This is a genomic window from Roseinatronobacter thiooxidans (assembly GCF_001870675.1).
Taxonomy (GTDB): domain Bacteria; phylum Pseudomonadota; class Alphaproteobacteria; order Rhodobacterales; family Rhodobacteraceae; genus Roseinatronobacter; species Roseinatronobacter thiooxidans.
On sequence record NZ_MEHT01000012.1, the window covers coordinates 52,380 to 71,977 of the forward strand.

Consider the following 19,598-nt stretch of genomic DNA (forward strand, 5'->3'; position numbering starts at 1 on the left):
TGACACGACCGCGTGAGAGTTTTGTTGCAAATCTTGTTTACCGCGCCCCTGCCCCGCATCTGTTCACAACAGAACAAACAAAGGTGACACAATGGCAAAGCTGAATAAAATCCTGCTGGTAGATGATGACGACGACCTGCGCGAAGCATTGTCAGAGCAGTTGGTCATGACAGATGAATTCGACGTGTTCGAGGCCGCCAATGGCGCGGAAGCCATGGAACAGGTGCGCGCAGGCCAGTTCGACATGGCCATTCTGGATGTGGGCCTGCCCGACACGGACGGGCGCGAATTGTGCAAGCGCATGCGCAAGGCAGGCTTCAAATCGCCCGTCATTATGCTGACAGGGCATGATTCAGATGCCGACACCATTCTGGGGCTGGATTCGGGCGCGAATGACTACATTACCAAACCCTTCAAACTGCCGGTTCTGCTGGCACGGCTGCGCGCCCAGTTGCGCCAGCATGAACAGTCGGAAAATGCCGTTTTCCAGCTTGGCCCCTATCTGTTCAAACCTGCGCAGAAAATGTTGATTGACGAAAACGAGCGCAAGATCAGGCTGACCGAGAAGGAAACCAATATTCTGAAATTCCTGTATCGCGCCCCCGATGGCGTGGTCCCGCGCGATGTGCTGCTGCACGAAGTCTGGGGCTATAATGCAGGCGTCACCACCCACACACTGGAAACGCATATCTACCGCCTGCGCCAGAAGATCGAGCCGGACCCCACAAATGTAACCCTGCTGGTGACCGAGTCGGGCGGCTATAGACTTGCCTCATAATTGCCTTTTGTACGCCATATCGGGGCCAAACCGGATTGCGATAGTTGCTGCATGAAGCGATTTTCTTCTTAACTCCTCTCCCTTTTGCGCCGGGATGTGGCGCAGCTCCTCCTCCCTCTTGACTGGCCGGGCCTTGTGCCCGGTCTTTTTCTGTCGGCTTTCGGGTTGTCGCGCGCGCTGTGTCCGTGCATCTAGTGGGGCGCAGCCAACGGAGCCTTTCAATGAAATTTACCCTTGCGACATGGAACATCAACTCGGTCCGTCTGCGGGCCGATCTTGTGCTGAAACTCTTGCAAGAGGAATCGCCCGACATTCTGTGTCTGCAAGAATGCAAAAGCCCGGTCGAGAACATTCCCTTCGATCTGTTTGCGCAGGCAGGTTACGGTCATTGGGTGGCGCGCGGGCAAAAAGGGTATAATGGCGTGGCGATCCTGTCGCGCTTACCGCTTGAAGATGCGGGCCATATCGACTGGTGCGGGCGTGGGGATGCGCGCCATGTGGCAGGCAGGCTGGAAAATGGCGTGACCATTCACAACTGTTATATCCCTGCCGGTGGCGATGTGCCCGACCGCGAGGTGAACGAGAAATTCGGCCACAAGCTGGACACACTGACCGAGATGCGCGACCATTTCCGCGACTCGCGCCCTGCCAAGTCCATCCTTGTGGGGGATCTGAACATCGCGCCGCGCGAAGATGATGTCTGGTCGCATAAGCAACTTTTGAAAATCGTCTCGCATACGCCAGTCGAAGTGGCGCATCTGGGTGATGTGCAGGATGCAGGCAACTGGGTGGATATTACACGGCAGGACATTCCAGAGGGGCTGTTATATTCTTGGTGGTCCTATCGCGCGCGCGACTGGGACACCGCCGACAAGGGCCGCAGGCTGGACCATATCTGGGCCAGCGGTGACATTGCAGCGGGCGCGCATGGCTCGCGCATCCTGCGCGACGCGCGCGGCTGGACGCAACCCTCAGACCACGCGCCCGTCTTTGCCAGCTTTGAGGTGTGACCCCTTTCCCTTTATGCTTTCACAGCCCATATAGGCTGCAAATGATTAACCGATGAGGGTAGACATGCTGGAATTTGGGACTGGACCTGCAAACGAAGATGCAAACCTGATCACCGACGGGTCAGAGCGCGACTTCATGGCACAAGTGATCGAGGCCAGCCAGACCGTGCCGGTGATCGTCGATTTCTGGGCACCGTGGTGCGGCCCGTGCAAGACCCTTGGCCCCGCATTGGAAGCCGAAGTGCGCGCAGCCAAAGGCAAGGTGCGCATGGTCAAGATCAATGTCGATGAGAACCAGAACATCGCCGGCCAATTGCGGGTGCAGTCGATCCCCACGGTCTATGCGTTTTTTCAGGGCCAGCCGGTCGATGCCTTTCAGGGGGCGCAACCGCCATCGGCCCTGAAAGAATTTGTCACCAAACTGGCCGCGCTGTCGGGCGATGATGGCGGCTTGGGGGCCGCACTGGACGAAGCCGAAGAAATGCTGGAACAAGGCGCGGTCACAGATGCCGCGCAGATATTTGCAGCGGTGCTGGGGCAGGAAGAAACCAATGCCCGCGCCTTTGGCGGCTTGGTGCGCGCACAAATCGCAGGCGGCAGTCTGGATCAGGCCGAAGCGCTGCTGGCCAATGGCCACCCCGATATGGCCAACAGCCCCGAAGTTGATGCCGCGCGCGCAAAACTTGCGCTGGCACGGCAGGCAGAAAAGGCAGGCCCGGTGGATGAATTGCGCGCAACGGTTGAAGCGGATGGCGACAACCATCAGGCCCGCTTTGAACTGGCGCAGGCCCTCTATGCGGCAGGTCAGGTCGAAGACGCGATAGAGCATTTGCTGGAACTGTTCCGCCGCGACCGCGACTGGAACGACAGTGCCGCCAAAACGCAGCTTTTCACGATTTTTGACGCGCTCAAACCCACTGATCCTCTGGTCGCCAAAAGCCGCCGTCGTTTAAGCTCGATGATATTTGCCTGATCACACGAACGGATTAGGTACCTTGCCATGACGCGTATAAAAGACCTGCCCGATGTAATCCCGATCTTTCCGCTTCCGGGCGCGCTGCTCTTGCCGCGCGCCCGCGTGCCGCTGCATATATTCGAGCCGCGTTATCTCGCAATGATCGAAGATTGCATGAAAACACCGCAGCGTCTGATTGGCATGATCCAGTCGCGCGACCTGCCCGGCAGCGATGAGAAGACCCTGCACAGCATCGGCTGCGCAGGCCGTCTGACAGCGTTTTCCGAAACAGAAGACGGGCGCTATCTGATTACCCTGACAGGGATTTCACGCTTCAGAGTCCGCAAGGAAGTTGCTGGTTTTGCCCCCTATCGCCGGACAGAGGTGGATTGGGCAGATTTTACGCGCGACCAAGGCCAGGAAGAAACCGATCCGGGGCTGGACCGCACCAGATTTTTCGACCTGTTGAAGCGCTTTTTCTCAATGCACCAACTGTCCACCGATTGGGGCAGTCTGACCGATGCAGAGGATGAGTTGCTGATCAACTCCCTCTCCATGCTCTGCCCGTTCGAGCCGGATGACAAACAAGCGCTGCTGGAAGCCCCGTCACTGGAAACGCGCCGCGAGACTTTGGTCATGCTGATGGAATTTGGCCTGCATGGCGGCGATGACGAGATGGTACAATGACCGACACCCCGCCCGATGACCGGCTTATCAACCGTCACATGCTGGAGGCGTTGGTCTGTCCTGTGACAAACGGGCGGCTGAATTACGATTCGCAGCGCCAAGAGCTTGTTTCAAAGGCGGCGCATCTGGCATTCCCCATTCGCAATGGCATTCCCATCATGCTGGTGGATGAGGCGCGCGAGATCGACTAATCGCTCGTCTGGACTAGACCCCATGAAAAAGTAAAACGCCCTGACCAATGGTCAGGGCGTTCCGAGTAGAAACCCACACGCCGGTGTTCAGGCGGCGCGCTTGGAGATCGGGCGTCCTGTCAGCAAATTCTGACCTGCCCGAATAACGATGTGCCCGTTTGCAAGTTTGCGAACAAACACACCCTGTGCAGTAATGTACTTAGCGATATGAATTGTGCAGATCATTCTGTTGCCCTGCTTTGTGTAAGTTGAATATGGCGTGAAACTGCAAGGCAGCCAAGAAATTTGACGAATTTCATCTTATTTTAACCATGTTTTTATCTTTGCCGCTATTTTCCAGGCAAAGCATCAGAACAATTAACATTAGAGATCGCTATTGTTTCCAAAGCAGGCAAATAACGTGGCGTGCGCGGTTACAGCCAGTCGCGCAAGATGGGAATCAGCGGAATATCCGCCGCAGGCATGGGGTAATTGCGCAGATCAACTGGCCGCACCCATTTCAGCGCCTGCCCCTCTCGGCTGGATACTTGCCCGTCCCATTTCCGGCAGATGAACAGCGGCATCAGCAGATGAAAATCATCATAGGAATGGCTGGCAAAAGTCAGCGGGGCCAGACAGCTGGCCCATGTGTCTATGCCCAGTTCTTCCTGCAATTCGCGTATCAGCGCCAGTTCGGGGGTTTCGCCCGCCTCGATCTTGCCACCGGGAAATTCCCAAAGCCCGGCCATCGCCTTGCCTTCGGGGCGTTGCGCCAGCAGGACACGCCCATCGGCATCTACCAGCGCAACGGCGGCAACCAATACAGTTTTCACGACCTGTAATCCGCGTTGATCTCGATATATCGGTTGGTCAGATCGCAGGTCCAGACCGTGGCAGCGCCACTGCCCAAACGCATATCTACCCCGATCACCAGCTCTTGCCCTTTCATGTAGCTTGCGCCAATTTCTTCGGCATAGCTTGGTGCAACCTGCCCATGCGCGGCCACCAGATGCGGGCCAAAGCGGATGGACAGGCGGTCGCGGTCCGCCTCGGCCCCTGATTTGCCCACAGCCATGACAATGCGCCCCCAATTCGGATCTTCGCCCGCGACGGCGGTTTTGACCAGCGGCGAATTGGCAATCGCAAAGGCCACTTTGCGCGCATCATCCTCAGACCGCGCGCCTGTAACCGCCACTTCGATAAACTTGGTCGCCCCTTCGCCATCGCGCACCACCTGATGAGCCAGATCACGCATGACATCCCCCAACGCCGCGCCAAAGGCTTTGGCCGCATCGCTGCCCGCGTCCACAATCGCGGGCCCGCTGGCCTGCCCTGTGGCCGCAACCAGCAGCATGTCAGAGGTTGATGTGTCGCTATCGACTGTAATGCAGTTGAAGCTGCGATCGGTCAGTTTTGACACCATCGCCTGCAACACCGGACGCGCGATCTTGGCATCGGTAAAGATATAAACCAGCATTGTGGCCATATCCGGCGCAATCATGCCAGAGCCTTTGGCAATGCCCGCAATCTGCACCAACTGGCCGTCAATCTCGACTGTTGCCGCCGCACCTTTGGGGAATGTGTCGGTCGTCATGATGGCGCGGGCGGCCGCGGGCAGGCCGTTTTCATCCAGACCGTTCACCAGTTCATCCAGCGCAGTGATGATCCGCTCATGTGGCAGTGCCTCGCCAATCACCCCAGTGGAGGAGGTGAACACGCGCGCTTGCGGCAAGCCAGATTTTTCCGCAACAGCGCGGCAAATTTCAGTGACCGATTCCTGCCCCTTTGCCCCTGTGAAAGCATTGGCATTGCCGGAATTGACCAGAATGCACGCCCCCTCTGCACTGTCGCCCGCAATCTTGGCCTGCGCATCCAGCACCGACGCTGCGCGTGTGGCAGAGCGGGTGAAGGTGCCCGCCATAACCGTGCCTGCATCCAGCTGGGCCAGCAACACATCGGTGCGCCCCTTGTAGCGCACGCCCGCCGCCACCGTAGCGAAACGTGCGCCCTTGATCACGGGCAGGTCAGGAAAAGACGCAGGCGCCAAGGGCGACACAAGCGGCGTTTTCGCCGCAGGGGCCGGTTGCGCCTGCTCTGCGGCCTTCAGCGATTTGATCTTGCGTTTGAGCTTCTTTTTCGCGCCCATCCCGATGCTCCATGACAAAGGCCGGCCCAAGGGTCAGGCCGGTATTTGCCAGTCCTACACCGCAGCGGATCAGTCGTCCAGAAGGTCACTGCGCGACAGGATCGATGCGTCAAGGCCCTCATAGTTGCGCTCGATGCTGGCCGCTTCCGTGGCGCTGGCCAGCGCCGCTTGTGCCGCTTCGCGTTGCAGGTTTTCAGCCAATGCCTCGCGCACCTCTTCCAGTGCGGGCGCGGACGACATGCGCGTGTCGTTCAACAGCACCAGATGCCAGCCGAACTGGGTTTCCAACGGGCCAAGATACGCGCCGATTTCCAGCGATTGCACAGCTTGTTCAAATTCCGGGATCATGGCGCCCAGACCGAACCAGCCCAAAGACCCGCCACCGGCTGCGGCCCCATCCATGGAATGTTCGCGCGCAAGGTCAGCAAAATCGGCCCCGTCATCCAGCTGGGCGCGCAGCGCTGCGGCCTCTGCCTCGGTTTCGACAATGATATGCGAGGCGTTGAATTCCGGTGTCGGCTCTCGCCCGTCAAATTCGGTGACAAAGGCTGTGTAGGCTTCGTTGATATTCTCTTCGCTCAGCGCCGCTTCTGCGGCGCGGGTCAGGGCAGCATTGGCGATAAAGGCGCGCTGCTCATTCTCGAAGGCGATCTGTTCGCGCGCGGTCAGGGTGCCTTCGGCCTGCTGCATGATGGCGGTCTGTTCAATCAGCTGTTCGACCAGCGGCCCGAACAGCGCTTCGCCGGGCATCTGGCGAAACTGCTCTGGCAAGGTGTCGCGGGCCGCCAACAGATGCCCCAAAGTAATCTCGGTGCCATTAACCGTGGCAAGGATCGTGTCGCGCGTGGGGTCCGATTGTGCCAACACGGGCGCGCCAAAGGCCATCACTGCGGCCACAGCCACGCTGAATCGCGAAATTCCAGCCATATTTCCATCTCCTTGCAGGGCGCGGCGGGCGCGCATCGTTGACACTTTTGGGGCCGCCCATTACATCGCAGAGAGGTCTGACTGCGTATTGGGGGCCGTGCGGTTCACCTGCCCTTCTATGGAAGCCTGCGCGTGCCGACAACCCCGGCACCTGCGACAGACCATGACGAAATGGTTAGCGGCAGGATATCTGTCCGCTTTTAGGTATTAGAGGGCAGAGGGCGCATGCTGGGTCTTGGATCGATCACGAAGAAGGTTTTTGGCACGTCGAATGACCGCAAGGTCAAGACTGTGCGCCCGCTGGTTGCACAGATCAACGCGCTGGAGCCGGAATTTCAAGCCATGTCGGATGCGCAGTTGGTCGAAAAAACCGACGAGCTGAAAAAACGCGTGGCAAACGGCGAAAGCCTTGACGCTGTGCTGCCCGAAGCCTTTGCCAATTGCCGCGAGGGGGCGCGCCGTGCGCTTGGCCTGCGCGCCTTTGATGTGCAGTTGATCGGCGGGATCTTTCTGCACCGGGGCAATATTGCCGAGATGAAAACAGGCGAAGGCAAAACCCTTGTGGCCACCCTGCCCGCCTATCTGAATGCCCTGACAGGCGAAGGCGTGCATGTCGTCACAGTTAACGACTATCTGGCCAAGCGCGACTCGGAATGGATGGGCAAGGTCTTTGCGCGTCTGGGCATGCGCTGCGGTGTTGTCTATTCGCAGCAACCCGACGCCGAGAAGAAAGACGCCTATGCCGCCGATGTGACCTATGCCACCAATAACGAATTGGGCTTTGACTACCTGCGCGACAATATGCGCATGCGCCGCGAGGAGATGAACCAGCGCGGGCATTTCTTTGCCATCGTGGACGAAGTCGACTCGATCCTGATTGACGAGGCGCGCACACCGCTGATCATCTCTGGCCCTGCCGAAGACAAGTCTGACCTGTATGTGAAGGTCAACGGCCTGATCCCGTTGCTTCAGCCCGAACATTACACGATTGACGAAAAAATCCGCAACGCCACCCTGACCGATGAAGGCAATGAATTCATCGAGGCGAAATTGCACGAGGCAGGCTTTCTGCCCGAAGAACAATCGCTCTATGACCCTGAATCCACCTCGCTGGTGCATCATGTCAATCAGGGGCTGCGGGCGCATAAACTGTTCCACAAGGACCAGAACTATATTGTCCGCGACGGGCAAGTGGTGCTGATTGACGAATTCACAGGCCGCATGATGGTGGGGCGTCGCCTGTCCGAGGGGCTGCATCAGGCGATCGAGGCGAAAGAGGGCGCGCCCATCCAGCCGGAAAACGTGACCTATGCCTCTGTCACCTTCCAAAACTACTTCCGCCTGTATAAAAAACTAGGCGGCATGACCGGCACCGCCTCGACCGAGGCGGATGAATTCCGCGAAATCTATAATCTGGGGGTGGTTGAAATCCCCACCAACCTGCCGATTTCGCGCCTTGACGAACATGATCAGGTCTACCGCACCGCCAAGGAAAAACTTGACGGTGTGCTGGAAGAAATCCGCGAAGCGCATGCCAAGGGCCAGCCGATTCTTGTTGGCACCACCTCGATCGAGAAATCCGAGGAACTGGCGGCGATGCTGAAAAAGGCAGGGATTCCGCATAACGTGCTGAACGCCCGCCAGCATGAACAGGAAGCGCAGATTGTGGCCGATGCAGGCCGTCTGGGCGCGGTAACCATTGCCACCAACATGGCCGGTCGCGGCACCGATATTCAGCTGGGTGGCAATGTGGAAATGCGCGTGCTGCAAGCCCTGGCCGCCGACCCCAACGCCGACCCGACAGACGTACGCACCCGCATTGACGAAGAAGTTGCCGACGAAAAGCAAAAGGTTCTGGCCGCAGGCGGGTTGTTCGTGCTGGCCACAGAACGCCACGAAAGCCGCCGGATCGACAACCAGCTGCGCGGCCGCTCTGGCCGTCAGGGCGACCCGGGGCGTTCGGTGTTCTTCCTTAGCCTTGAAGATGACCTGATGCGCATTTTCGGCTCTGAGCGGCTGGAAAAAGTGCTTTCCACCCTTGGCATGAAAGAGGGCGAGGCGATTGTGCACCCCTGGGTGAACAAGTCGCTGGAAAAGGCGCAAGGCAAGGTCGAGGCGCGCAATTTCGACATTCGCAAGGAATTGCTGAAATACGACAACGTCATGAACGACCAGCGCCGCGTTATCTTCGAGCAGCGCCTGGAGATTATGGAAGCCGATGATCTGTCCGAGATCGTGGATGACATGCGCCATCAGGTGATCGATGATGTGATCGACGATTACATGCCCGCAAAATCCTATGCCGAACAATGGGATATGGACGGGTTGCGCAATGATGTGCGCGAAAAGCTGGGGCTGGACGTGCCCGCGCAGGACTGGGGCGAAGAGGATGGCGTTGATCAGGATGTCGTGCGCGAACGGCTGATAGAGGCGTCTGACGCGCTGATGGTTGAAAAGCAACGCCAGTTCGGCGAAGACACCCTGCGCAACTTGGAAAAACAGGTTTTGCTGGAAACGATCGACCGTAAATGGCGCGAACATCTGCTGACGCTGGACCACCTGCGTTCTGCCGTGCGCTTCCGTGGTTATGCGCAAAAAGACCCGCTGAACGAATACAAGGCCGAAGGGTTCCTGCTGTTCGAGAAGATGCTGAACTCGCTGCGCGAAGATGTCGCGCGCTATCTGTCACGCATCCGCCCGCTAAGTGAAGAAGAACAAAAAGCGATGATGCAGCAGCTTGCCTTGCAGCAACAAGGGCTGAACGTGGCGCAAGAAAACGACGGGCAGCCACCGGCACCGCTGATTGACGGGTTTGATGAAACAGACCCAAGCACTTGGGGCAACCCTGGCCGCAACGACCCCTGCCCCTGCGGGTCTGGCAAGAAATTCAAGCACTGTCACGGCAGCGTGCTGTAATACGCCCAAAGCAGAAAGACTGTTTCACCCCGAACAACATCGCCAAAATTGCGCCCTATTACTGCCCGAATCAGCGTCTAAAACTATGGAAACTGAAACAGGTGGCGTGATGGAAAAGAAGATGATTATTCGGGGTGTCGCGGTCCTTTGTGCCGGGATATCGACGTCAATTATCGCAGTGCAGCAGCTTTCCGGGGGCGCCACCTCGCTTGCGGGCGGTGAGCTTGCGCAGCAAATGCCCCCTTCGCAAGTCTTGGGCGCAAGCCTTGTGGGTAGTGGGGCCAAGCTTCAATTCACGAACACGGCAAATGCGCCGGACATGGCCGACCATACCCAAGCGGCGGCACCCGCCACCCTGGACAAGACGACTGGCCCCGAGCTTGCATCGCTAGCACTTGACGCGGCCTTGCACAGCGCATCGGCAACAGCGCCAGAGGTTGAAGATGCAGCGCAACAGGGCGACACATGCGCGCCGGTGTTACATGCCGCCGCGATGGTGGATGCCCTGATCGAATTGGTGCTGGATGCCCCATGCCACCCCGACACGCGCCTTGTGGTCAGCCATAACGACCTTGCCTTCAGCGCATTCACAGATTCCGATGGCGGCTATACCGCCTTCATCCCGGCCTTATCGGCCGATGCAAAGATAGACGTGTTTTTATCCGATGACATCTTTTTACAATCTTCGGTCGAAATACCCGACGCGGAAGACCACCAGCGCGTGGCATTGCAATGGGATGGTACAGCACGATTTGCGCTGCATGCCTACCATAACGGTGCCGCATATGGCGAGAATGGCCATATCCACGCGCAAAAACCGTTTGACCCAAACCTGGATGATTCCTTCCTCATCTCGCTTGGCGAATTGCGCGGACCAGAACCGATGATCGCCGAAATCTATTCTGTGCCGACAGCCCGCGCTGGCCAGAGCCGCGTCGAGGTAGAGTTGCATTACACCGAACACCATTGCGGGCAGGATTTTTCGGCATTCCTGTCAGATAACAGCCAAGTTCAAAACATCCATATGAAAGAGATAAGCATCGCGGCCCCTGAGTGTCCGGCAGAAGCTGGCATGGTTGTCATGCCCCTCGATTTTGCGTCCAGACACGCGTTCCGGCTGCAAATCCTGTCCGAAATGCTGGGTGCCATGCAAGAGTAAGCTGTCATAACAGCCCCTCGCTGCGAAAGCTTAACTCGCAGGATTTACCGATTACGATATGATCATGCAGAATAATCGACAGCGCCTCGGCCGCGGCGCGGATAGAGGCTGTCATCACAATGTCTGCCTGTGACGGGGTTGGATCGCCCGAGGGGTGATTGTGCACAAGGATCAGCGCAGAGGCGTTTAATTCCAGCGCGCGGCGCATAACCTCGCGCGGGTAGACCGGCACATGGTCAACCGTGCCTTCGGCTTGCGCTTCATCCGCAATCAGAACATTCTTCCGGTCAAGGTACAGAACGCGAAATTGCTCGGTTTCGCGGTGGGACATTGCCGTATGGCAATAATCCAGCAAGGCCGCCCAGCTTGACAGCACAGGACGATGCATCACTTTCGCACGCGCCATGCGCTGTGCGCACAGCTCGATCAGCTTGAATTCGGTCACCACCGCCGCGCCAACCCCTTCAACCGCGCGCAACCGCGCCGGAGAGGCGGCCAGAACCGCACTCAGATCACCGAATGTGTCGATAAGTCTGCGCGCCAGCGGCTTGACATCCTGCCGGTGCAAGGCCCGGAACAGCACCATTTCCAACACCTCGTAATCCGGCATGGCGGCGGCCCCGCCCGCGTCAAACCGCGCGCGCAGGCGTTGGCGATGGTCCTTTATATAAGATGGCAGCTTGGCCGCATCTTGGGGTTTTGCGGGCGCAGGCGCAGGGTTTGCCCCCGAAAACAAGGGCAAACTCGTGTCTGGAACGGGGGTGCAAGGTCTGGTCATGTTGCCAGAATGCCCGAGATTTCCCTAACATTAGATTAACTATCAACATTTTACCAACAGGCTTGTTGCAAGAACAAAAATCTGGTGCTAGCATTTTCACAAGTGTGGCATCATCTTGTGAACAAGCAAGTTTCCGCGCACTTGGTCGAGGTATTTGAGCAGTGATAAACGAACTAGATAACTTTTCACTTGGAGGACTAAAATGAAGAAAATCGCACTCCCGGCACTTGCTTTGGCATTGGCGCCGTTCATAGCGACACCGGCGGCGGCTTGGAAAGGACACGTTGTCGAATGTTTTGACAAGGTCTATGTGGCACCGGAATACCGGACCACAAAGCACATGGTCAAAGCGGCAAAGACAACGCTTGAATACCGCAATGGCAAAGGTGTCGAGCAGGTGTATCGCATGCATTACCCTGCAATCTACGAAGAGAAGAAGCACCTTGTACGCCCCGGGCACTATGTGATGCGCCCGGCACCCTGCCGCAAGGGCAACTGAACGGACTGGTGACTTTCAGTCAGGGACGCAGGGGCCAAGCGGGTAACTTGGGCTTTTGCTGCTTTGCTGAAAGTGCCGGAACAGTGAAAAAGATTTCGACGCGCACTCTGCGCGTCGAAACTTACCGTTCGCGTATGACAGGCCAAGACAGACAGGGCGAATCAGTGGTTTCCGAAAACAGCGCCCGAACACAGAAACGCGCACATCCTTGAACAAAAGGAACGGAGTGGGCCATGCGGGTATTTTTACTAATTTCTTCGACAACGGTGCTTTTGGGATGCGCTGAATTCTTCCAGCGTGGTGGTGGCAGTCAGGATTGTCAGCAAGCAAGCCATGCGCTGCGGGTACACGATTCGAAGATCGAGGCTGCCCGAATGCCGGGATCATCCAGTTTCACGGCTTCGCTGGCGTCGCGCGGGTATAACACCTACCATTGCACCACCGTTTCGGGTGATCAGATCGCGTGTTCTGCGGTTATGCCCAATGTTCGTGCGGGCGATTCGGCGCGGCTGAACAGGTTGATGGGGGAACGCAGCGTGATCGAGGCCCGCGCAGCGCGGGCCTGCCAGATTTGATCAGCTTTTCATTCCGTCCCAGAACCCTTTGACCTTGTCAAAGAACCCACTGCTTTCAGGGTTGTTTTCGGCACTAAGCTTTTCAAACTCTTCCAGCAGTTCTTTCTGACGTGAGGTCAGGTTGACAGGGGTTTCAACCGCCAGTTCGATCAGCATATCGCCATGCCCGCCACCACGCAACGCGGGCATGCCCTTGCCCCGCAACCGCATCTGGCGGCCGGACTGACTGCCCATTGGCACTTTCACGCGCGAGCGTCCGCCATCGATGGTGGGCACTTCTACCTCTCCGCCCAAGGCCGCACGGGCCATGCTGACGGGCACGCGGCAATACAAGGTCACATCATCGCGCTTGAAAATCTGATGCTCGGCCACATTCACGAATATATACAGATCGCCCGGTGTGCCGCCCCGCAACCCCGCCTCGCCCTCGCCCGACAAGCGAATGCGCGTTCCTGTTTCAACACCTGCCGGAATATTGACAGATAGGCTGGCTTCCTTCTCGACCCGCCCCGCACCCGCACAGACCTTGCACGGATTCTTGACGATCTGGCCAGAGCCGCCGCAGGTGGGACAGCTGCGTTCAACAGTGAAAAACCCTTGCTGCGCGCGCACTTTGCCCATGCCCGAACAGGTCGGGCAGGTTACCGGCTCTGCGCCCCCTTCGGCCCCCGTACCCTTGCAGGCATCGCAAGCAGACAGGCGTGGCACGCGAATGGTTTTCTTCGCACCGGCATAGGCTTCTTCCAGATTGATGCGCATATTATAGCGCAAATCCGACCCGCGGCTGGCACGCGAGCGCGGCCCACCGCGCCCACCGCCGACGAAATCGCCGAACAGGTCTTCAAACACATCGGAAAATGCGCTGGCAAAATCGGCATTGCCGCCAAAGCCGCCGCCCTGACGCGCACCGCGCGCGCCTGCGGCCCCCATACCCCCATCGAAAGCGGCATGGCCGAACCTGTCATAGGCGGCCTTGCGGTCAGGGTCTTTCAGCGCATCATATGCTTCGTTTACTTCCTTGAACTGTGCTTCGGCATCGGGGTTGTCGGAGTTACGGTCCGGGTGCAGCTCTTTCGCCTTTTTGCGATAAGCTTTTTTCAACTCTTCGGCAGAGGCGGAGCGGCTGACCCCGAGCACGTCGTAGAAGTCGCGTTTGGCCATGATGTTCTTTCCCAAAAGAGGCCATCCGGCCTGACCAAGTCAGGCCGGATGGCCATTGCAGCATCGCAGGCTTATTTGCGCTTGTCTTCGCCAATATCCTCGAAATCGGCATCGACAATGTCATCATCGACACCGCGCGGTTCATCCTCGCCAACATCGCCGCTATCGGCAGCTTCGGCCTGTGCCTTATAGATCGCCTCACCCAGCTTCATCGACGCCTCTGTGACGTTCTGGATGCCGGATTTGATCTTGCCTGCATCCTCGCCTTCCAGCGTATCTTTCAGCGCGGCTACGGCCAGCTCGATCGCCTCGACTGTGGTCGGATCAACCTTGTCCTTATGCTCTTCCACCGCTTTCTCGGTCGAATGGATCAGGCTTTCCGCCTGATTGCGGGCCTCGACCAGTTCGCGGCGGGCCTTGTCCGCTTCGGCATTTGCCTCGGCGTCCTGAACCATTTTCTCGATATCCTCATCCGACAACCCGCCAGAGGCCTGAATGGTGATCTTCTGTTCCTTGTTGGTGCCCTTGTCGCGTGCCGACACGTTGACAATGCCGTTGGCATCAATGTCGAAGGTCACCTCGATCTGCGGCATGCCGCGCGGGGCGGGGGGGATATCTTCAAGGTTGAACTGGCCCAGCATCTTGTTATCGGCCGCCATTTCACGCTCGCCCTGAAACACACGGATGGTGACAGCGTTCTGATGGTCTTCGGCGGTGCTGAACACCTGGCTTTTCTTCGTTGGAATGGTCGTGTTGCGGTCGATCAGGCGGGTGAAGACACCGCCCAATGTCTCAATGCCCAGCGACAGTGGCGTGACATCCAGCAGGACCACATCCTTGACATCGCCTTGCAACACACCGGCCTGAATAGCGGCCCCCATGGCAACCACTTCGTCAGGGTTCACGCCCTTATGGGGTTCCTTGCCAAAGAAGCTGGTCACTTCCTCGATCACCTTGGGCATGCGGGTCATACCGCCAACGAGGATCACTTCGTCAATGTCGCCCTTGGACAGGCCCGCATCCTTCAACGCGGCCGCGCAAGGCTTCAGCGAGTTCTTGATCAGATCACCCACCAGCGATTCCAGCTTGGCGCGTGTCAGCTTCATGACAAGGTGCAGGGGCTGGCCTGTATTCTTGTCCATGCTGATGAACGGCTGGTTAATTTCGGTCTGGCTGGAAGAAGACAGCTCGATCTTGGCTTTCTCGGCAGCTTCTTTCAGGCGCTGAAGCGCCATCTTGTCGCTGGTCAGGTCTACGCCATTCTCTTTCTTAAACTCGTTCGCCAGATAGTTGACGATCCGCATGTCGAAATCTTCGCCGCCAAGGAACGTGTCGCCGTTGGTGGATTTCACCTCGAACAGGCCATCATCGATTTCCAGAATGGTAATGTCGAATGTGCCGCCCCCAAGGTCGTAAACCGCAATCGTGCGGCTTTCTTTCTTGTCCAGACCATAGGCCAGCGCCGCGGCTGTCGGCTCGTTAATAATGCGCAGCACTTCCAGACCGGCAATCTTGCCTGCATCTTTCGTCGCCTGACGCTGGGCATCGTTGAAATAGGCAGGCACAGTAATCACGGCCTGCGTGACCTTTTCGCCCAGATAGCTTTCGGCGGTTTCTTTCATCTTTTGCAAGATGACGGCAGAAATCTGGCTGGGGCTGTATTTCTCGCCCCGCGATTCAACCCATGCGTCGCCGTTGCCACCATCGATAATGGTGTAGGGGACAAGGTTTTTGTCCTTTTCGACTTCTGCATCGGTCAGGCGGCGGCCAATCAGGCGCTTGACGGCAAATACTGTATTGGTCGGGTTGGTGACGGCCTGCCGCTTGGCGGGCTGGCCGACCAAGCGCTCATTCTCGGTGAACGCCACGATAGACGGCGTTGTACGCGCGCCTTCGGCGTTTTCAATCACACGCGGTTGGCTGCCATCCATAATGGCAACACAGGAGTTTGTGGTCCCAAGGTCGATACCAATGACTTTACCCATTTTCGAGCATCCTCTCTCTCAAGCGATGTGGCAGCGGGCTGGTCCTGTCAGGCCCCGGCCCATCTGAATCTGAAACAAACCCCAACCGGGGTATCTTGGCCGGTATATAGGAAGGCCGTTTAGAGGCTGCAACCGTCACAGAGCCGTGAAATTTCGATGAAGGGCGAAATTTCTTCCAAGACGGGGCCTTGGGTGGCCAAACTTGCGACTTGGGACGGAACATGGCATGTCGGCAGACAGGTTTTTATCAGGAGTAATGTGACCATGCTATATGTAGACATCCCCACGCAGGCCGAAATTGGAACGCTTGTCGCAACCCGCGGCGAGGCGTTGATCAGCCTTTACCTCCAGACAACACCAGAGACGCAGCATATTGACGCCGCGCGCACACGGTTGAAACAATTGACGAATGACGCTGTGGCCCAGCTGGAAGAAGTGGGCATGGCCAAACGCACCATCTGGCCAATTGAAGAACAGCTGCATGACCTGATGGATGACGATGATTTCTGGCGCGTGCAGGCCAATTCGCTGGCCATTTTCGTGACCCCCGACAGCCTGCGCAGCTTTCGCCTGCCCAACCACCTGAGCGAGACAGTGCAGGTCGCCGACCGCTTTCACCTCAAGCCGCTATTGCGCGCAGTCTCCATGCCACAACACGCCTTTGTGCTGGCGCTGGCAGAAAACGAATTGCGCGTGATCGAAGTGCTGGGCGACCAGCCCGCACAGGAATTGCGCGTGCCCAATCTGCCCAAGGATGCGGCATCTGTGGCGGGCACAGCCAATGTCAATTCGCGCAGTTATTCGGGCCGTCAGGGGGGCGGCGAGGGGCAGAAGCACCACCTGCGCCAGTATTGCCGCAAAATCGATTCCGCCCTGCGCGGTCTGCTGGCAGGCCGCGAAGAGCCGCTGATCATTGCCGCGACCGATCCGCTGCTGTCGATGTACCGCTCGATCAACAGCTACCCGCATCTGGCACAAGCGGCCATCACCACCAGCCCCGTGCGGGTTCCCGCACATGACTTGGGCGCACAGGCCCGCAAGATCATGGATGGGATCAACGCAGCCTCGGTTGCAGGGTTTGGCGAGTTGTATTCGGCACGCGAGAATGAAGACCGCGCAACCACGCAAATCGCCCGCATCGCACGGGCGGCTACTTTTGGCGCGGTCGACACGCTTCTGGTCGATATGGACAGCGTGGTTCCCGGTCTGGTCGATGAAGAGACCGGCGAAATTACGATGGCCACAGCCGAAAGCGCGGTCAGCTACGGCGTGATTGACGAGATCGCGGGTCGTGTGATCGCCAATGGCGGCAAGGTCATCGCTGTGCGTCGCGCGGATATCCCGCAAGAGGCGGAACTCGCCGCAGTGTTGCGCTACGCAATCTGATGCTGTGTGCGACGTAAGCCCCGGTCTTGAACCGGGGCCTGCGCCCTCACCACCAGAGGTCTCGGGTCAAGCCCGGGACTGCCGCGCGTCAGGCGGCCAGACCGCGCCCTTTCAGCAGCGCCTCGACCCCCGGCATCCGCCCGCGAAATGCGGTATACAACCGCTCTGCCTCGTCGCTGCCGCCTGCGGACAGAATAAACCTTTCCAGTTTGCCTGCGATCTGCGGGTCGAACGCATCGCCCGCCTCACGGAAGGCCTCGAACGCATCGGCATCCATCACCTCGGACCACATATAACTGTAATAGCCGCTAGAATACCCATCGCCCGCAAAGACATGCGCGAAATGGGGTGTTGCGTGGCGCATCCGAATGGCGCGTGGCAGGCCCAAAGCATCCAGCACTTCGGCCTGTTTCTGCATCGGGTCACCGGGCGGCGGGCCATCATGGAATTCCAGATCCACCAGCGCCGAGGCCACATATTCAACCGTCGCAAACCCCTGATCGAAGTTTTGCGCAGCCAAAAGCCGCTCCAGCATCTCTTGCGGCATTGCCGCGCCGGTTTCAACATGACGGGCATGTTGCGCCAGCACTTCGGGCACTTCCAGCCAGTGTTCATATAACTGGCTGGGCAATTCCACGAAATCCCGCGCGACCGAGGTGCCCGAGATAAACCCATAGCTGACATCCGACAGCATCTGGTGCAGCGCATGGCCGAATTCGTGAAACAGCGTGCGCGCATCATCATAAGACAGCAGCGCAGGGTTCCCCTTGGCGAAATTGCAGATATTCACCACAATAGGCCGCACCTCTCCGCCCAGCTTGCGCTGGCTGCGCATGGTCGAGCACCACGCCCCAGAGCGTTTCGCGGGCCGCGCGAAATAATCGCCGATGAACACCGCCATATGGCGGCCCTCGCGCGTCACCTCCCATGCGCGGGCATCGGGGTGGTACAGCGGCACGTCCAGCGCACGGAATTCCAGCCCGAACAGGCGTTGCGCACAGTCAAAGGCGGCAGCGATCATCCCGTCCAGCGACAGATAGGGTTTCAGCGCGGCCTCGTCGAGATCATGTTCCGCTTGGCGCAGCTTGTCCGCGTAGAAACGCCAGTCCCACGGCTCCAGCGGGCCGGTATGGCCGTCTGCGTGCAACAGTGCTTCCAGCCGCGCCGCATCAGCCATGGCCTTGGCGCGCGCAGGTTCCCACACCTGCATCAGCAGATCGCGCACCGCCTGCGGCGTGCCTGCCATTTCCGTTTCCAGCTTGTAGCTGGCAAAACTGTCATAGCCCAGCAGGCTGGCACGTTCCGCGCGCAGGGCCAGCACTTCGGCGGCAATCGCGCGGTTATCGGTCGCGCCGCCATTCGCGCCACGCGCGGTCCATGCCGCGTAAGCTTTTTCGCGCAGATCGCGCCGCGTTGAAAACTGCAAGAACGGCACGATGAGCGAGCGGTTCAGCGTCACGACATGGCCTTCGCGCCCCCGGTCTTCGGCGGCGGCGCGGGCGCTGGCAATCACGAAATCCGGCAAGCCCGCCAGATCTTCCAGCGGCATCATCCAGTCGCGTTCATCTGCCAGCAGGTTTTGCGTGAATTGCGTGCCCAGACTGGCCAGCCGCGATTTCACCTCGGTCAGGCGCGCGGCCTCTGCGCCCTCCAATGCAGCGCCCGCCCGCATGAACATACGCCGGTACAGCATCAAGACGCGCGCCTGCTCGTCTGTCAGATCCAACGTGTCGCGCGCGGCCCAAAGCGCCTCGATCCGGTCAAACAGCGCGCGATTGTTGACGATCTCGGAGGAATAGGCCGAAAGCTTTGGCGACAACTCGCGCTGGAGTGCCTCACGCTCGGGGTTGGAATCGCTGCCTGACAGGTTGAAAAACACCCCCGCCACACGGTCCAGCAGGTCATCGGCCTGTTCCATCGCCTCGATCGTGTTGGCGAAGCTGGGGGCCTCTGGGTTATTGGCAATCGCACCATAGGCAGCGCGGCCTGCCGCTAGCGCGGCATCAAAGGCGGGCGCAAAATCTGCATCCCTGATCTGTTCAAAGGGCGGAAGGTTGAACTCGGCCTGCCACGGGGCCAGAAGCGGATTGGTCATGATGCACGCCTTGTATGAAGATTTGCCCATACCCTAGGCCCGTTCCGCGACAGGTTCAATCCGGCGCGTTGCTTGGGGCCAAAGCGGCCAGCCGGACGGGGGGGGGGCGGCAAATAAGCTGGTCCTCATCTGCAGCGGCCCAAAGCTGTGGGTCGATACCCTTTGCCAGACCCCATGCCGCTTGATATGACACAGGCACAGGAACGCAGGCGTTCCACCAACCCGCACGGCAGGTGTTCATGCAGGCCACACCATAATACCGCGCCACACCAACCGCGCCGCGCGCCCCCACGGGGTGGGCCCTGCGCACAAAAGGGCAAATGGCCGTGCCCTGCACCCGAAGGCCCCCATCCACGCACACCAGAATGGAG

18 protein-coding genes are annotated in these 19,598 nt (G+C 58.7%); 10 read left to right on the forward strand and 8 right to left on the reverse strand.

Translation table 11 applies throughout. From position 1 onward, the window contains the following. Nucleotides 1-91: 91 nt before the first annotated feature. From BG455_RS07500 to BG455_RS07520, 5 genes are all read left to right on the forward strand, one after another. Nucleotides 92-778 carry a response regulator transcription factor gene (locus BG455_RS07500; protein WP_071469374.1) on the forward strand — a complete coding sequence of 229 codons (687 nt, stop codon included), beginning with the start codon at nucleotides 92-94 and terminating at the stop codon, nucleotides 776-778. A 221-nt stretch (nucleotides 779-999) separates the two neighbouring features. Further along, entirely contained in the window at nucleotides 1,000-1,788 is a 789-nt protein-coding gene (locus tag BG455_RS07505; protein ID WP_071469375.1) for an exodeoxyribonuclease III, read from the forward strand. Between the two features lie 64 nt (nucleotides 1,789-1,852). Then, complete coding sequence (gene trxA / locus BG455_RS07510; RefSeq protein ID WP_071469376.1) at nucleotides 1,853-2,761, forward strand: thioredoxin; 909 nt, start codon at nucleotides 1,853-1,855, stop codon at nucleotides 2,759-2,761. 27 nt (nucleotides 2,762-2,788) lie between these two features. Beyond that, on the forward strand, nucleotides 2,789-3,430 hold the full coding sequence (locus BG455_RS07515; RefSeq protein WP_071469377.1) for an LON peptidase substrate-binding domain-containing protein: 642 nt from the start codon (nucleotides 2,789-2,791) through the stop codon (nucleotides 3,428-3,430). Beyond that, entirely contained in the window at nucleotides 3,427-3,621 is a 195-nt protein-coding gene (locus BG455_RS07520; RefSeq protein WP_071469378.1) for a Trm112 family protein, read from the forward strand. Before BG455_RS07515 ends, BG455_RS07520 begins: the two co-directional genes overlap by 4 nt. Nucleotides 3,622-4,034: 413 nt before the next feature. Here BG455_RS07520 and mutT read toward each other — a convergent pair whose 3' ends face one another. From mutT to BG455_RS07535, 3 genes are all read right to left on the reverse strand, one after another. Beyond that, nucleotides 4,035-4,433, reverse strand: coding sequence for an 8-oxo-dGTP diphosphatase MutT (gene mutT, locus BG455_RS07525; protein WP_071469379.1), 399 nt, complete (start codon nucleotides 4,431-4,433; stop codon nucleotides 4,035-4,037). Continuing rightward, entirely contained in the window at nucleotides 4,430-5,746 is a 1,317-nt protein-coding gene (argJ, locus tag BG455_RS07530; RefSeq protein WP_084386192.1) for a bifunctional glutamate N-acetyltransferase/amino-acid acetyltransferase ArgJ, read from the reverse strand. The genes mutT and argJ overlap by 4 nt, the downstream gene beginning before the upstream one ends. Nucleotides 5,747-5,815: 69 nt before the next feature. Beyond that, complete coding sequence (locus BG455_RS07535; protein ID WP_071469433.1) at nucleotides 5,816-6,673, reverse strand: peptidylprolyl isomerase; 858 nt, start codon at nucleotides 6,671-6,673, stop codon at nucleotides 5,816-5,818. Between the two features lie 225 nt (nucleotides 6,674-6,898). On the opposite strand from BG455_RS07535, the gene secA reads away from it, so the two are divergent. Both secA and BG455_RS07545 read left to right on the forward strand, forming a co-directional pair. Further along, nucleotides 6,899-9,589, forward strand: coding sequence for a preprotein translocase subunit SecA (secA, locus tag BG455_RS07540; RefSeq protein WP_071469380.1), 2,691 nt, complete (start codon nucleotides 6,899-6,901; stop codon nucleotides 9,587-9,589). 319 nt (nucleotides 9,590-9,908) lie between these two features. Next, nucleotides 9,909-10,748, forward strand: coding sequence for a hypothetical protein (locus BG455_RS07545; protein WP_143079890.1), 840 nt, complete (start codon nucleotides 9,909-9,911; stop codon nucleotides 10,746-10,748). A 4-nt stretch (nucleotides 10,749-10,752) separates the two neighbouring features. Here BG455_RS07545 and radC read toward each other — a convergent pair whose 3' ends face one another. After that, on the reverse strand, nucleotides 10,753-11,526 hold the full coding sequence (radC, locus tag BG455_RS07550; protein ID WP_071469382.1) for a RadC family protein: 774 nt from the start codon (nucleotides 11,524-11,526) through the stop codon (nucleotides 10,753-10,755). Nucleotides 11,527-11,728: 202 nt separating this feature from the next. On the opposite strand from radC, the gene BG455_RS07555 reads away from it, so the two are divergent. After that, nucleotides 11,729-12,025: a hypothetical protein gene (locus BG455_RS07555; RefSeq protein WP_071469383.1), complete on the forward strand. Its 297-nt coding sequence runs from the start codon at nucleotides 11,729-11,731 to the stop codon at nucleotides 12,023-12,025. Between the two features lie 233 nt (nucleotides 12,026-12,258). Next, nucleotides 12,259-12,600, forward strand: a complete 342-nt coding sequence (locus BG455_RS17075) for a hypothetical protein (protein WP_143079891.1) — start codon at nucleotides 12,259-12,261, stop codon at nucleotides 12,598-12,600. Here BG455_RS17075 and dnaJ read toward each other — a convergent pair whose 3' ends face one another. Both dnaJ and dnaK read right to left on the reverse strand, forming a co-directional pair. Beyond that, nucleotides 12,601-13,761, reverse strand: coding sequence for a molecular chaperone DnaJ (dnaJ, locus tag BG455_RS07565; RefSeq protein ID WP_071469385.1), 1,161 nt, complete (start codon nucleotides 13,759-13,761; stop codon nucleotides 12,601-12,603). Nucleotides 13,762-13,832: 71 nt separating this feature from the next. Then, entirely contained in the window at nucleotides 13,833-15,746 is a 1,914-nt protein-coding gene (dnaK, locus tag BG455_RS07570) for a molecular chaperone DnaK (protein WP_071469386.1), read from the reverse strand. 264 nt (nucleotides 15,747-16,010) lie between these two features. Between dnaK and BG455_RS07575 the strand changes: the two genes are divergently transcribed. Next, nucleotides 16,011-17,132: a baeRF11 domain-containing protein gene (locus BG455_RS07575; RefSeq protein WP_071469434.1), complete on the forward strand. Its 1,122-nt coding sequence runs from the start codon at nucleotides 16,011-16,013 to the stop codon at nucleotides 17,130-17,132. Nucleotides 17,133-17,220: 88 nt separating this feature from the next. Here BG455_RS07575 and BG455_RS07580 read toward each other — a convergent pair whose 3' ends face one another. Together BG455_RS07580 and BG455_RS17430 are read right to left on the reverse strand one after the other, a co-directional pair. Next, nucleotides 17,221-19,227 (reverse strand): M3 family metallopeptidase, encoded by a 2,007-nt coding sequence (locus BG455_RS07580; RefSeq protein ID WP_071469387.1) that lies wholly within the window; start codon nucleotides 19,225-19,227, stop codon nucleotides 17,221-17,223. Nucleotides 19,228-19,282: 55 nt separating this feature from the next. Next, entirely contained in the window at nucleotides 19,283-19,537 is a 255-nt protein-coding gene (locus BG455_RS17430) for a hypothetical protein (RefSeq protein ID WP_143079892.1), read from the reverse strand. Nucleotides 19,538-19,598: the final 61 nt, after the last annotated feature.